This window comes from Pseudomonas sp. YL2, from assembly GCF_023063025.1.
In the GTDB taxonomy this organism is placed as follows: Bacteria; Pseudomonadota; Gammaproteobacteria; order Pseudomonadales; family Pseudomonadaceae; genus Aquipseudomonas; species Aquipseudomonas putida_A.
In genome coordinates this window covers 1-13,814 of the sequence record NZ_JAJSLU010000027.1, presented here as the reverse complement: position 1 = coordinate 13,814, position 13,814 = coordinate 1, and the positions used below count along the sequence as shown (strand labels likewise).

General features: G+C 60.6%; 15 protein-coding genes. 8 read left to right on the top strand and 7 right to left on the bottom strand.

Going from position 1 to position 13,814, the window contains the following annotated elements; all coding sequences use genetic code 11:
* Positions 1 to 101: 101 nt before the first annotated feature.
* Positions 102 to 893 carry a dienelactone hydrolase family protein gene (locus tag LVD08_RS26815; RefSeq protein ID WP_183784364.1) on the bottom strand — a complete coding sequence of 264 codons (792 nt, stop codon included), beginning with the start codon at positions 891 to 893 and terminating at the stop codon, positions 102 to 104.
* Positions 894 to 1,034: 141 nt separating this feature from the next.
* On the opposite strand from LVD08_RS26815, the gene LVD08_RS26810 reads away from it, so the two are divergent.
* The 3 genes from LVD08_RS26810 to LVD08_RS26800 all read left to right on the top strand — a co-directional run bounded on the left by LVD08_RS26810 (position 1,035) and on the right by LVD08_RS26800 (position 3,812).
* Complete coding sequence (locus tag LVD08_RS26810) at positions 1,035 to 1,640, top strand: membrane protein (protein ID WP_027612287.1); 606 nt, start codon at positions 1,035 to 1,037, stop codon at positions 1,638 to 1,640.
* Between the two features lie 151 nt (positions 1,641 to 1,791).
* Positions 1,792 to 2,469 carry a response regulator transcription factor gene (locus LVD08_RS26805; protein WP_027612288.1) on the top strand — a complete coding sequence of 226 codons (678 nt, stop codon included), beginning with the start codon at positions 1,792 to 1,794 and terminating at the stop codon, positions 2,467 to 2,469.
* Positions 2,466 to 3,812, top strand: a complete 1,347-nt coding sequence (locus LVD08_RS26800; protein ID WP_027612289.1) for an ATP-binding protein — start codon at positions 2,466 to 2,468, stop codon at positions 3,810 to 3,812. Before LVD08_RS26805 ends, LVD08_RS26800 begins: the two co-directional genes overlap by 4 nt.
* Positions 3,813 to 3,923: 111 nt before the next feature.
* Here the strand turns inward: LVD08_RS26800 and LVD08_RS26795 are convergent, their stop codons facing one another.
* On the bottom strand, positions 3,924 to 4,922 hold the full coding sequence (locus tag LVD08_RS26795; RefSeq protein ID WP_247269683.1) for an AraC family transcriptional regulator: 999 nt from the start codon (positions 4,920 to 4,922) through the stop codon (positions 3,924 to 3,926).
* A 350-nt stretch (positions 4,923 to 5,272) separates the two neighbouring features.
* On the opposite strand from LVD08_RS26795, the gene LVD08_RS26790 reads away from it, so the two are divergent.
* Together LVD08_RS26790 and LVD08_RS26785 are read left to right on the top strand one after the other, a co-directional pair.
* On the top strand, positions 5,273 to 6,607 hold the full coding sequence (locus tag LVD08_RS26790; protein WP_027612291.1) for a dicarboxylate/amino acid:cation symporter: 1,335 nt from the start codon (positions 5,273 to 5,275) through the stop codon (positions 6,605 to 6,607).
* Positions 6,608 to 6,863: 256 nt separating this feature from the next.
* Entirely contained in the window at positions 6,864 to 8,045 is a 1,182-nt protein-coding gene (locus LVD08_RS26785) for a CaiB/BaiF CoA transferase family protein (protein WP_247269682.1), read from the top strand.
* A 110-nt stretch (positions 8,046 to 8,155) separates the two neighbouring features.
* On the opposite strand, the gene LVD08_RS26780 is transcribed toward LVD08_RS26785, so the two are convergent.
* Both LVD08_RS26780 and LVD08_RS26775 read right to left on the bottom strand, forming a co-directional pair.
* Positions 8,156 to 8,650, bottom strand: coding sequence for a SprT family zinc-dependent metalloprotease (locus LVD08_RS26780; protein WP_003227192.1), 495 nt, complete (start codon positions 8,648 to 8,650; stop codon positions 8,156 to 8,158).
* A 148-nt stretch (positions 8,651 to 8,798) separates the two neighbouring features.
* Positions 8,799 to 9,401 (bottom strand): Yip1 family protein, encoded by a 603-nt coding sequence (locus LVD08_RS26775; RefSeq protein ID WP_007917515.1) that lies wholly within the window; start codon positions 9,399 to 9,401, stop codon positions 8,799 to 8,801.
* Positions 9,402 to 9,845: 444 nt separating this feature from the next.
* Between LVD08_RS26775 and ttcA the strand changes: the two genes are divergently transcribed.
* Complete coding sequence (gene ttcA / locus LVD08_RS26770; RefSeq protein WP_007968702.1) at positions 9,846 to 10,670, top strand: tRNA 2-thiocytidine(32) synthetase TtcA; 825 nt, start codon at positions 9,846 to 9,848, stop codon at positions 10,668 to 10,670.
* 132 nt (positions 10,671 to 10,802) lie between these two features.
* Positions 10,803 to 11,477, top strand: a complete 675-nt coding sequence (locus LVD08_RS26765) for a DNA-3-methyladenine glycosylase I (RefSeq protein WP_098965089.1) — start codon at positions 10,803 to 10,805, stop codon at positions 11,475 to 11,477.
* Positions 11,478 to 11,567: 90 nt separating this feature from the next.
* On the opposite strand, the gene LVD08_RS26760 is transcribed toward LVD08_RS26765, so the two are convergent.
* From LVD08_RS26760 to arsC, 3 genes are read right to left on the bottom strand one after another with little or no spacing between them, the layout of a single operon-like run.
* Positions 11,568 to 11,993, bottom strand: coding sequence for a DUF2069 domain-containing protein (locus tag LVD08_RS26760; protein ID WP_135296356.1), 426 nt, complete (start codon positions 11,991 to 11,993; stop codon positions 11,568 to 11,570).
* Between the two features lie 2 nt (positions 11,994 to 11,995).
* Complete coding sequence (gene wrbA, locus LVD08_RS26755; protein ID WP_115989123.1) at positions 11,996 to 12,592, bottom strand: NAD(P)H:quinone oxidoreductase; 597 nt, start codon at positions 12,590 to 12,592, stop codon at positions 11,996 to 11,998.
* A complete protein-coding gene (gene arsC, locus LVD08_RS26750) occupies positions 12,589 to 12,942 on the bottom strand; it encodes an arsenate reductase (glutaredoxin) (RefSeq protein ID WP_247269681.1) in 354 nt (117 codons plus the stop codon). Before arsC ends, wrbA begins: the two co-directional genes overlap by 4 nt.
* A 114-nt stretch (positions 12,943 to 13,056) precedes the next feature.
* Here arsC and LVD08_RS26745 point away from each other — a divergent pair, with 114 nt between their 5' ends.
* Positions 13,057 to 13,524, top strand: a complete 468-nt coding sequence (locus tag LVD08_RS26745) for a TlpA disulfide reductase family protein (RefSeq protein WP_027612297.1) — start codon at positions 13,057 to 13,059, stop codon at positions 13,522 to 13,524.
* Positions 13,525 to 13,814: the final 290 nt, after the last annotated feature.

Sequence of the window (13,814 nt, the reverse complement as noted above, 5' to 3'; positions counted from 1 at the left end):
CCGCGGGGGCGCCTCCGCGGAGCAGCCCCGCCCCCCCTTTGGGACCGCACCCCCTGGGGGGAGCGCCCCTGCCCGCGGAGGCCGCGCTGCAATCTATCTGATCAGCCAAAGATTTTCTGGAAGAACGCCTTCATGTCCGCCCAGGATTTTTCATCGGCCGCCTTGTTGTAACCGATATCCGGGCCACCGTGTTCACCATGGCTCAAGCGATCGGCATCCGGATTGGTGAAGCCATGTTTGGCGCCGTCGAGGCTGACGAACTTATAGTCGGCGCCGGCCTTGTCCATTTCAGATTTGAACGCGGTGACGTTGTCCGGGGTGACCATGCTATCCAGCGCACCGTGCTCGACCAGAATCTTCGCCTTCACACTGCCGGGCGTCGCCGGGGTGGTGGTCGCCAGCGCACCGTGGAAACTCACCACGCCCGCCAGCGGCTCGCCCTGACGCGCGGCGTTGAGCACCACGCCACCGCCGAAGCAGTAACCGATGGCGGCGATTTTATTGACGTCGGTCTGCGGCTGCTTTTTCAGCAGGTTCAACCCGGCCTCGAAACGTTTGCTGGAGGCCGCAGCATCCTGGGTCGCGGCCTGCATGAACGCCATCGCATCCTTGGGATGTTCGGTGTTCTTGCCTTCGCCATACATGTCGATCGCCAGCGCGCTGTAGCCCAGTTCGGCGAGGTCGCGGGCGCGACGTTTGGCGTAATCGTTAAGGCCCCACCATTCATGCACCACGACGACTCCCGGGCGTTTGCCCTTGATCGCGTCGTCATAGGCGTAGTAGCCGATCAGCTTGGTGCCGTCGGCACTCTGGTAGGGAATCTCCTGAGTCTTGATCGCGGCGTTGGCCAGGCTGCTGGCCGCGAGCAAGACGAGGGCGAGGAACAGGCGCATGGTCGGTCTCCTTATCGAAAGTGGTCAGGACAGCCTAGTCGATTTGATTCAGCGCAGGTTCAGAGAGTGTTCAGGGCAGGTACAGGGGCGGGTCAGTAACCTTGCGCCATACCCAAACAGCACTGTGAAAGAGGAAACGCGATGAATCGTCTAAACAAACTGCTGCTGGCTTTTACCTTGTTGGGCTCCAGCCTTGCGGCACATGCCGATGACACCAGCAACTTCGCCGGCCTGACCTTTGGCCAGACCAGTGACAAGGTTAAAAAATCCCACGCGCTGAACGACAACCTTGGCCACCCTGACGCCAGCGGCGCAATCGACGGCAACAACACCTACGGCGTGCGCCTCGGTCAGCAAAACTCGCAAGGTCGTTACTACGCGACCTACGACAACGTGTCCGGTTCGCACAATGGCATTAAACTGCGCCAGGAAAACCTGCTGGGCAGCTACGATCTGTTCTATCCAGTGGGCGGCAGCACCAAACTGTTCGGTGGTGCAACGGCCGGTTTGACCAAGCTGACTCAGGACTCGCCGGGCTATAGCCGTGACAGCGACATCGGTTACGCCGTCGGTGGCCAGTTCGGTGTGCTGCAACAAGTGGCGCAGAACGTTTCGGTGGAACTCGGTTACCGTTACCTGATGAGCAACGCCAGCACTGAAATGAAAGAAAGCGGTGGCAGCAAGCAAGGCTCGCTGGACTTGACCAGCAGCGCCCAGACTTACCTGTCGGCGAACTACGCTTTCTAAAGCGCGGTTCGTTCTAGACCCTGTGGGAGCGAGCTTGCTCGCGAAAGCGGTCTATCAGTCGACAACAATGTTGGCTGATACATCGTCTTCGCGAGCAAGCCCGCTCCCACACATGCGTTGTTGGAGTTTTTGATTTACCCGGGAGAGCGTTATGAAACTGTTGGTCGTCGAAGATGAAGCGCTGTTGCGCCATCACCTGCAAACCCGCCTGACGGAGAGCGGTCACGTGGTCGAGTCCGTGGCCAATGCCGAAGAGGCGCTGTACCAGACCGGGCAGTTCAACTTCGATCTGGCGGTGATTGACCTCGGTCTGCCGGGCATGGGCGGTCTGGACCTGATCCGGCAGTTGCGCTCGAGCGGCAAGACCTTTCCGATCCTGATCCTCACCGCGCGCGGCAATTGGCAGGACAAGGTCGAAGGCCTCGCCGCCGGTGCCGACGACTACGTGGTCAAGCCGTTCCAGTTCGAGGAACTCGACGCGCGCCTGAATGCCTTGCTGCGTCGCTCCAGCGGCTTCACCCAGTCGACCATCGTCGCCGGGCCGTTGTTGCTTGATCTCAATCGCAAGCAGGCGTCGCTGGATGAAGAGCCGCTGGCACTGACCGCCTACGAATACCGCATCCTCGAATACCTGATGCGCCACCACCAGCAAGTGGTGCCCAAGGATCGCCTGATGGAACAGCTCTATCCGGATGATGACGAGCGTGATCCGAACGTGATCGAAGTGCTGGTCGGCCGTCTGCGCCGCAAGCTCGAAGGACCGGGCGGGTTCAAGCCGATCGACACCGTGCGCGGTCTCGGCTACCTGTTCAATGAGCGCTGCACTTGATTCGTTCTCTTCGCGTTCGCTTGATGCTCGCCGCCACCACGTTGGCGGTGTTGTTCATGCTCGGCTTGCTGCCGGCCATGCAGGGCGCGTTCAGCCTGGCGTTGCAGGACTCGATCGAGCAGCGCCTGGCCTCGGACGTCACCACGCTGATCTCGGCGGCACGCGTCGACAGTGGCCATCTGGTGATGCCGGCGCAGCTGCCGGATGAGCGCTTCAACCTCACCGACAACCGCCTGCTCGGCTACATCTACGACCGCGAAGGCAAACTGGTCTGGCGCTCGAAAGGCACGCAGGAAGAGCAGATCAACTACAAGCCGCGTTACGACGGCATGGGCAACGAGTTCGCGCGGATCCGCGAGAGCAATGGCCAGGAGTTCTTCGTCTACGACGTCGAAGTCAAACTGCTCGGCGGTAAAAGTGCCGCGTTCAGCATCGTCGCTCTGCAACCGGTGCGCGAATACGAAAACACCCTCGAAGGCCTGCGCGAAAATCTCTACCTGGGCTTCGGCGCCGCATTGCTGGTGCTGCTGGCGCTGTTATGGATCGGCCTGACCTGGGGCCTCAAGGCGTTGCGCCGGCTGAGTCAGGAACTCGACGAGATCGAAAGCGGCACTCGTGAAAGCCTCACCGAACAGCACCCGCGCGAACTGCTGCGCCTGACCGGCTCGCTCAACCGTTTGCTGCACAGTGAGCGCCAGCAGCGCAGCCGCTACCGTGACTCCCTCGATGATCTGGCGCACAGCCTGAAAACCCCGTTGGCGGTACTGCAAGGGGTCAGTGAAGACATGGCCCAACGCCCGGAAGATCGCGATCAGGCCTGGGTGCTGCAAACCCAGATCGAGCGCATGAGTCAGCAGATCAGCTATCAACTGCAGCGCGCCAGCCTGCGCAAGAGCGGCTTGGTGCGCCATCAGGTGCGGCTGCAACCGGTGCTCAAAAGCCTGTGCGACACGCTGGACAAGGTCTACCGCGACAAACACGTGCGGGTGGCCTTCGATCTGCCGGAGCACTGTTACGTGCCGATCGAGCAGGGCGCGCTGCTGGAGATGATGGGCAACCTGCTGGAGAACGCCTATCGCCTGTGCCTGGGCGAAGTGCGCATCAGCGTGCGCGAGACCCTCGCCGGCATCGAGTTGTGCATCGAAGACGACGGCCCCGGTGTGCCGCCGAATCAGCGCGCGCGGATTCTCGAGCGTGGTGAGCGGCTGGATCGCCAGCATCCGGGGCAGGGCATCGGGCTGGCGGTGGTCAAGGACATCATCGAAAGCTACAACGCCAAGCTGATGCTTGGGGATTCACCGATGGGCGGGGCGGCGTTCAGGATTCAGTTTCCTGCGGTTTAGGTGTTGGCTGTTCTGACGTCATCGCGAGCAGGCTCACTCCTACAAGGGGAATGCATTTCAAATGTAGGAGTGAGCCTGCTCGCGATAGCGCCAGTCAGTTCACCGCAGGTCTTACTGCTCTTGCGCCCGATACGCCCCCGGCGTCAGCCCGGTCCATTTCTTGAACGCCCGGTGAAACGCCGACGGTTCGGAAAATCCCAACTGCTCGGCAATCTGTTGCAACGACAGATCCGCCCGTCCCAGATGATAGATCGCGATGTCGCGGCGCAACTGATCCTTCAATTCCTGAAAACTGCTGCCTTCCTCACGCAAATGCCGACGCAGGGTTTGCGGGCTGATGTGCAGCTGCGCGGCCACCGCTTCGAGATCCGGCCACTGCGCACTGTCGCGGCTGAGCAAGCGGCGCAGGCGACTGCTGAGGCTGTCACCGTCGTCCGGGCGCGATAGCAGGTCGGCGGGTGAGCGTTCGAGAAAGTGCTTGAGGGTGCGTTCGTCCTGCAACAGCGGCATCGACAGATAGCGACTGTGGAACAACAGGCTGCTTTGCTGGGCGCAAAACACCAAAGGGCAGGGGAATAACAGGTCGTACTCGGCACCGTGCGCCGGTTTCGGATAACTGAAGGTGGCCTGCTCCAGACGAATCCGCTGGCCAATCAGCCAACTGCCGAGGCGATGCCAGATCACCAGCAGGCTCTCGCTGAGAAAGTGATCCGGGTCCCATAACTGCGAGTCATCAAGGCTCAGGCGCACCCATTCGTCTTCGCGGCTCAGGCTCAGACGCGGAGCCTCGGGGAATAGGCTATAAAACAATAAACCGCGTTGCAGTGCCTTCTCCAGATTGCGGCAGTGGATCAGCGCGTGGCACATCATCGCGAAGCTGCCGGGCTTGCTTGGCGCATTGCCGAAACCCAGGTATTCGTCATCCAGCGCCAGCCACAGGTTCTGGATCAGTTGGGTGAATTGCTCCGGGGCAATCCTCGCCCGTGGTTCATCGAGCAACTCGGGGCTGATGCCCAGTTGCTGCAGCAGCGGCGCATAGTCGAACCCCGAACGGCGTGCGCCACCGAGGGCGGCACGGGCGAAATGACTGGCGATGGTACGTTCGCGCATAAGCGGCAGATCCTTCCTCAGGCGCTGGATGGTAGCCGGGGCATGCGCAGGGCAACAAGGCGGATTTCCGCCAAATTGTAGGACGAGAGCCGCTGACTTGGCGGAAATCCGCCACACTGGCGTCACCGGGCAGTGACAAAAAATACTCTGCATCCCCTGATATCAAAAGGCTTGCAGCGAATTGCACCAAAGTGGCACGGCGTTTGCGATAAGAGCGACAGAAGTGTGCGTCTATTCCGCAGGAATAGCGCCGCTCCAACAACAAATCCCTCCAGTGCAGGAGGGTTCGCAATTCAGGTTCTGCGCCCAACAGATGGATGTTGCTCGCGGGACGCTTGAGGACACTTGCAATGACGACTCGTCAGCCACTGTACAAATCCCTGTATTTCCAGGTGATCGTCGCGATCATCATCGGTATTGCCCTTGGTCACTACTACCCGCAGTTCGGTGTGGCGGTAAAGCCACTGGGTGACGGATTCATCAAGCTGATCAAAATGATCATCGCCCCGATCATCTTCTGCACCGTGGTCAGCGGCATCGCTGGCATGCAAAGCATGAAGTCGGTCGGCAAGACCGGCGGTTATGCACTCCTGTACTTCGAAATCGTTTCGACCATCGCCCTGCTGGTGGGCCTGATCGTGGTCAACATCGTGCAGCCGGGCAACGGCATGCACATCGACGTCAGCACCCTGGACGCCTCGAAAGTCGCGACCTACGTGCAGCAAGGTGCAGACCAGAGCGTAGTCGGCTTCCTGCTCAACGTGATCCCGACCACCATCGTCGGCGCGTTCGCTACCGGTGACATCCTGCAAGTGCTGATGTTCTCGGTGATCTTCGGTTTCGCCCTGCATCGCCTGGGTGACTATGGCCGTCCGATCCTCGACTTCATCGATCGCTTCGCCCACGTGATGTTCAACATCATCAACATGATCATGAAGCTCGCGCCAATCGGTGCCTTCGGTGCGATGGCGTTCACCATCGGTGCCTACGGTGTCGGTTCGCTGGTGCAGTTGGGTCAACTGATGGCCTGCTTCTACATCACCTGCCTGGCCTTCATCCTGATCGTGCTGGGTGCCATCGCCCGCATGCACGGCTTCAGCGTGCTGAAGATGATCCGCTACATCCGTGAAGAACTGCTGATCGTACTCGGTACCTCGTCTTCGGAATCGGTACTGCCACGCATGCTGATCAAGATGGAGCGTCTGGGTGCGAAGAAATCCGTCGTGGGTCTGGTGATCCCGACCGGTTATTCGTTCAACCTCGACGGTACCGCGATCTACCTGACCATGGCTGCAGTGTTCATTGCTCAGGCCACCGACACGCACATGGACATCACCCATCAGATCACCCTGCTGGTGGTGTTGCTGCTGTCCTCCAAAGGCGCCGCCGGTGTGACCGGTTCGGGCTTCATCGTGCTGGCCGCCACCCTGTCGGCAGTCGGTCACTTGCCGGTGGCCGGTCTGGCGCTGATCCTCGGTATCGACCGCTTCATGTCTGAAGCCCGCGCCCTGACCAACCTGGTCGGCAACGCCGTGGCGACCATCGTGGTTGCCAAGTGGGTGAAAGAGCTGGACACCGACGTGCTGCAATCCGAGCTGGCTTCGGGTGGTCGCGGTATCGCGGATACCCGTCCGGAAGATGACCTGGGTGTGGCTGAAGGTGCTACCCCGAGCAACGTCAAGTAATCTGAATTGGCTCCAGTATAATGCTGGAGTCTGAGAGCCCTTGTGGTGAGGGGATTCATCCCCGATGGGTCGCGAAGCGGCCCCTTCTTAGATAGAAGGGGACTGCTGCGCAGTCCATCGGGGATGAATCCCCTCGCTACAGGGGTTTTTTATTGCCTGCGATTTGAGCATTACGGTCACTGCCGCTGATGCATCCGGTGATTGCCGTGCGCGGCAGCGCTGCCTAGGCTGAGTGCATCGCCCAAGGAGTTCGCCCATGTCCGCGCCGCTGGCCTCACTGAAGATTCTGGATTTCTCGACCCTGCTGCCGGGGCCATTTGCCTCGCTGTTGCTGGCGGACATGGGCGCCGAAGTGCTGCGCATTGAATCACCGACGCGCATGGATCTGCTGCGGGTGCTGCCGCCGCATGATCAAGGTGTGTCAGCCAGCCACGCTTACCTCAATCGCAACAAGCGCAGCCTGGCGCTGGATCTCAAACAGCCGGAAGCGCTGGAGGTGGTCAGGCAGTTGCTGGGCGAATACGACATTGTCCTCGAGCAGTTCCGCCCCGGTGTGATGGAGCGTCTGGGCCTGGGTTATGAGGCGCTGAAAGCGATCAACCCGAAGCTGATTTACGTGTCGATCACCGGCTATGGCCAGACCGGGCCGTACAAGGATCGCGCCGGGCATGACATCAACTACCTCGCCCTGGCCGGTCTTTCCAGTTACACCGGCCGCGCCGACAGCGGGCCGTTGCCGCTGGGCATGCAGGTGGCGGATATCGCAGGTGGTTCGCTGCATGGGGTGATCGGCCTGCTGGCGGCGGTCATCGCCCGGCAGCAGACCGGGCAGGGCACGCATCTGGACGTGAGCATGACCGATTGCGCCTTCAGCCTGAACGCCATGGCCGGTGCCGGGTATCTGGCCTGTGGCGAGGAACCGCATTGGGAAGAACAGATGCTCAATGGCGGCAGCTTCTATGACTACTACCGTTCCCGCGACGGGCGCTGGTTGTCGGTAGGCAGTCTTGAGCCGGGGTTCATGCAGCAACTGTGTACGGCGTTGGGCCGGCCGGAGCTGGCGGCGCAGGGCTTGTCGCCGAAACCCGAGCAGCAGCGGTTATTGAAGGATGCGCTGAAAGTTGAATTCGAGAAGCACGACTTTGCCGAGTTGTGTGAATTGTTCGCCGGAGTCGATGCCTGCGTCGAACCGGTCTTGAACCTGAGCGAGGCGGTGCAACATCCGCAGTTGCAGGCGCGGGAGCTGGTGACCCAGGTGCCGCGTGGCGACGGTACGACCCAGGCGCAGATTGCCTGTCCGCTGAAATTCACCGAGGCGCTGCCGGCGCCGCGGCATGTTGGCGCGGGGTTGGGACAGCATACTGAGCAGGTGTTGGGGGAGTTGGGGTTTGATGCTGAGCGGATTGCCGAGTTGCGGCGTGCCAAGGTGATTCTCTAGCGTTTGTACCGGCCCTTTCGCGAGCAAGCCCGCTCCCACAGGGGAATGCATTTCAAAATGTGGGAGCGGGCTTGCTCGCGAAGGCGTCGGCGGCGACAACACCAAACCGCCTATTCCACCCGCATCTCACCACTGAACACCAAGGTGTTGCGACAACGCCGGCACAAATACCGTCGCCCTTGGCGCACCAGGCTATGACGCTGCGCCGAAAACGGAAAATCACTGTCGGCGCACGGGCATTTGTAGATGTAGCGGGTCACGCTGCGGCGTTTGATTGCGTAGGTGTGGCAGCGATCCGGCGGCAGTTCGTAAACCCCGCGCATGATCAGTTGCCACTCCTCGCCGTGGGGCTGGATACGGTCGCCGAACAGTTGATGGGCGATCAGGTGCGCGACTTCGTGGGCCACGGTCTGCTTGAGGAAGTGTTCGGTGTTTTCCCGGTACAGCTGCGGGTTGAAGCGCAGCAGGTTCTCGTGCAGATGCGCGACACCGGCTTTTTGCCCGCGCAGCTTGAGGCTGACGACGGGGCGTTGGAAATGACGTTTGAAAAAGGCTTCAGCGAGTTGGTAACAGTCTTCGACGCGGGTATTGAGTTGCTCGGGCATGCTTGATGGATCTCCAGAGGCGTCGAGTATGCCGCAACGTTCCTGACTTGCGAATCGCTGACCTGCCGAATGGTCATCCGCCAAACGAGAAGGCCGCCTTGCGGCGGCCTGTATTGGCAGATCTTGTTTTTCTCTGGGGTGAAGCTTGTCAGTTGGTGTATACCGGCCCCACGCCGAGGCCCCAGACAATCACGGTGAACGCCATGATGGCCACCAGCACCACCAGACCCACCGCCAGCACCGAGCTGGAAAACAGGAAGCCTTCGTCCGACGGAATGTTCATGAACGTCGGCAGCCCCACGTAAAGCAAATAAACCGTGTAGCAGATGGCCGCCGTGCCGACGATCATCCCCAGCCACATGTGCGGATACAGCGCCGCCAGCCCGCCGACGAACAACGGTGTCGCGGTGTAGGTGGCGAATGCCACGCAACGGGCCAGACTCGGATTGGCGTCATAGGTGCGGGCCATCCAGTGCACGAACGCGCCCATCACTGCGACCCCGCCGAGCATCGCCAAGTACGACATCACGGTCATCCAGATCGCACTTTCCACGGTGAGCATCACCGGTGCGCGATTGCCGATCACCCAGCCGACTTGCGTGGTGCCGATAAACGCCGAAACCGCCGGAATCGCCGCCAGGATTAGCGTGTGCGTCAGGTACATGTGGCTGATGCTTTCCTCTTGGTCGCCACGGATTTCCTTCCATTCCTGATCGGGGTGGGTAAAAAGTCCCACTACGTGATGGATCATGCCAGTCACTCCTCTTGTTATTGCCATCGCCCCCCAACGGAGCGCCTACGGGCCAAAGGTGGCCGAGCAAATTCAGGTCTTCAGATGTGTGCGACCTTATGTCGCAGTATAGAAAGGACTTAACCGCACAGGGACTAGGGGCTTAGAGCAAATTGCGCTGTAAAAACAGGGCGTAATCGCGGCAGGATCTTGCGCATTTGAGGCCGGATCACCTCTGTGGCGAGGGAGCTTGCTCCCGCTCGGCTGCGCAGCAGTCGCCAATCCTTCCAGTTTGGTGTGTCAGGAAAATAGCGGCTGCGGGTTTGGAGGCGCTTCGCACCTCAGCGGGAGCAAGCTCCCTCGCCACAGGGGATCGGTTGAAAGGGACAGACCCACGGCCCTTCGCGCTCCCTGGGTTTTTGCGTAAAATGCCCGCCTTTCGTCACACCTCACGGATTTCGCGTCATGGGCACTCTTACGGTCAACCAGAACAAACTGCAAAAGCGCCTGCGCCGCCTGGCCGGCGAAGCGGTCGCCGATTTCAACATGATCGAAGACGGCGACAAGGTCATGGTCTGCCTGTCCGGAGGCAAGGACAGCTACACCATGCTCGACGTGCTGCTGCACCTGCAGAAGGTTGCACCGATCAAGTTCGAAATCGTCGCGGTGAACATGGATCAGAAGCAGCCGGGCTTCCCCGAGCACGTACTGCCGGCCTACCTGAAAGAGCTGGGCGTCGAGTACCACATCGTCGAGAAGGACACCTACTCGGTGGTCAAGGAACTGGTGCCGGAAGGCAAGACCACCTGCTCGCTGTGCTCGCGCCTGCGTCGCGGCACGCTGTACACCTTCGCCGACGAAATCGGCGCGACCAAGATGGCCCTCGGTCACCACCGTGACGACATCGTCGAGACGTTCTTCCTCAACATGTTCTTCAACGGCACCCTCAAGGCGATGCCGCCGAAGCTGCGCGCCGACGACGGGCGAAACGTGGTGATCCGCCCGCTGGCCTACTGCAACGAGAAAGACATCCAGGCTTACTCGGACTTCAAGGAATTTCCGATCATCCCGTGCAACCTCTGCGGTTCGCAGGAAAACCTGCAGCGTCAGGTGGTCAAGGAAATGCTTCAGGACTGGGAGCGCAAGACTCCGGGCCGAACTGAAAGCATCTTCCGCAGTCTGCAGAACGTGGTGCCGTCGCAACTGGCCGACCGCAACCTGTTCGACTTCACCAGCCTGAAGATCGACGAGACGGCGGCTTCGCGCTTCGTTAACGTCGTCAATCTGTAAACCCATTCCAGGTGGGAGCGGGCTTGCTCGCGAAGGCGGTGTATCAGTCGCTATATGCGCCGACTGACACTCAGTCTTCGCGAGCAAGCCCGCTCCCACATTGGTTTTTTGTTTCATTCAATAGGAGAGGGCATGCGCGATTACAAGTGGCTGCACGAATACTGTCTGAACCGCTTCGGTTCGGCGGCAGAACTGGAAGCCCATCTGCCCGTTCCCAAGACTCCCGCGCAATTGCGCAAGATCAGCGACGATCGTTACCTCTCGACCATGGCCCTGCGCGTGTTTCGCGCTGGTCTCAAGCACAGTCTGGTGGACGCCAAGTGGCCGGCCTTCGAAGAAGTGTTCTTCAGGTTCGACCCGGAAAAAGTCGTGCTGATGAGCGCCGAACACCTCGAACGCCTGATGCAGGACGCGCGCATCATCCGCCACCTGGGCAAGCTCAAGAGCGTGCCGCGCAATGCCCAGTTCATCCTCGATGTGGAAAAGGACAAGGGCAGTTTCGGCGCGCTGATCGCCGACTGGCCGGTGACCGATATCGTCGGTCTGTGGACCTACCTGAAAAAGCACGGGAGTCAGTTGGGCGGGCTGTCGGCGCCGCGCTTCCTGCGCATGGTCGGCAAGGACACGTTCGTGCCGAGCTACGACGTGGTCGCGGCGCTGAATGCACAGAAGATCGTCGACAAGGCGCCGACCAGTCTGCGCGATCTGGCGATTGTGCAGAACGCGTTCAATCAGTGGCATGAACAGAGTGGCGGGCGGCCGATGAGCCAGATTTCGATGATGCTCGCGTACACCGTCAACCATTAAGACCGCGTCGCCCCATTCGCGAGCAAGCCCGCTCCCACAGAGGGAATACATTTCAAATGTGGGAGCGAGCCTGCTCGCGAAGGCGTCAGATCAGGCGACGCTGATCTCGCCTTCACCCGCCAGCTTGCGATTCAACTGATACCGCCACCGCACATACAGCAGCGCCGAGCAGAACAGCGCCAGGCTCGCGGCCATCTCCAGCACGCCGAACAGTTGCCGGTTCGGGTCATACGCTGCCAATGCGCCCTTGATGAAATACAGATTCACCACAAAACACATCCACGAGTGCGCACGCGCGTTGCCCATCAGCATCCCCGGCGCAAGGATCAGCCACGGGATCAGCTCGACCAGCAGGATCACCCAAGGTCGGGCGCCGTGCAGGTCGGCGAATACCAGGTAGTAAGCGGCGAGCAGCCCGGCGAGGCCGAAGAAGCACAACAGGCTGACGATCCGCATCGCCTTGACGCGAGGTTCGAGCCACTCGACGGAGGGCAGGACTTTCGGCTTCTTCGCCACCCTTAGCCCTCCAGTTTTTGCGCGGTCTTGGCCAGGCGTGCGCCGAGTGCGCGACACAGCGCCATCTCGTGCTGATCCAGACCTTTTTTGCCATCGGCCCCGGCATGATGACTGGCGCCATACGGCGTACCGCCGCCCTGGGTTTCCAGCAGCGCCGACTCGCTGTACGGCAGGCCGGTGATCAGCATGCCGTGGTGCAACAGCGGCAGCATCATCGACAGCAGGGTGGTTTCCTGGCCACCGTGCAGGCTGGCGGTGGAGGTGAAGACGCCGGCCGGTTTACCCACCAGAGCGCCGGTCAGCCACAGGTTGCTGGTGCCGTCGAGGAAGTACTTGAGCGGCGCGGCCATGTTGCCGAAACGCGTCGGGCTGCCAAGGGCGAGGCCGGCGCAGTTCTTCAGGTCATCGAGGGTGGCGTAGAGCGCACCGTCTTCCGGGATGTCCGGGGCGACCGCCTCACACTCGCTGGAAATCGCCGGTACGGTACGCAGGCGCGCTTCAAGGCCAGCCTGTTCGACGCCGCGGGCAATCTGCCGGGCCATTTCATTGGTCGAACCGTTGCGGCTGTAATACAGAACCAGAATGTACGGCGCGCTCACGGCAGCAGCTCCAGGATCTGCTCCGGTGGACGGCCGATTATCGCTTTGTCGCCGACTTCGAGAATCGGCCGTTCCATCAGTTTCGGGTGTTCGGCGATGGCGGCGATCAGTTGCGCTTCGCTGAGGCTCGTGTCGGCCAGCTGAAGCATTTTGTATTCATCTTCTCCAGTGCGCAGCAGTTGTCGCGCGCTGATGTTCAGCTTGCCGAGCAAGGCCTTGATCTGCGCGGCGTCCAGCGGCGTTTCCAGGTAACGCACTACGTTCGGGGTCAGGCCACGGGCCTCAAGAAGTTCCAGCGCGCCGCGGGATTTCGAGCAGCGCGGATTGTGATAAAGCGTCAGATCGGTCATGGCGGGTCGCTTCTGGCGTAAAGTGGCGGCTATTCTAACTGTGCAGCGCGCAATCCAGAACCTTCAGAGGCGATGGGTCGCAGGCGCCTTCAATTTTTGACCAGGGAACATGACATGACACGGCGACTGGCAGCGGCATTGACGATAATCGGGGCGTTGATGCTGGGGGGCTGCGGCAATGACTACGGCATTGACCAGAATGGTCAGAAGGTTGCGTCCGAGCGTCTGGACAAGCAATGGGTAGTCATCAATTACTGGGCCGAATGGTGTGGCCCGTGCCGCACGGAAATTCCTGAACTCAATCATTTGGCGGACGAACTCAAGAGCAAGAATGTTGGGGTGTTCGGGGTCAACTTCGACAACGTTCAGGGTGAAGACCTGAAATCTGCCAGCGAGAAGCTGGGCATCAAGTTCACCGTGCTGGCGCAGGATCCGGCCGACCTGTTCGACCTGCCGCGCAGTGAGGCCTTGCCGGTGACCTACATCATCGACAACAAGGGCAAGGTGCGTGAGCAGTTGATGGGCGAGCAGACGGCGGCGGGGGTGATGGCCAAGCTTGAGGCATTGCAGGCGACAAAGTGAGCTGAATGGGCTTTTGTGGCGAGGGAGCTTGCTCCCGCTGGGGCGCGAAGCGGCCCCAAACCCTGCTGACTCGGTGTCTCCGGCAACGCGCGGTTAACGGTTGTGCGACTGCTGCGCAGCCGAGCGGGAGCAAGCTCCCTCGCCACAGTAACTTCAGAAAAAAGATCGCAGCCTGCGGCAGCTCCTACAAGGTCATGTGTACACCTGTAGGAGCTGCCGTGTTGTGGTCGAATTTTTTTAGACCATGATGTAGGAGCGGCGATTTAAGGAAGCATCATGGGATATCGGGT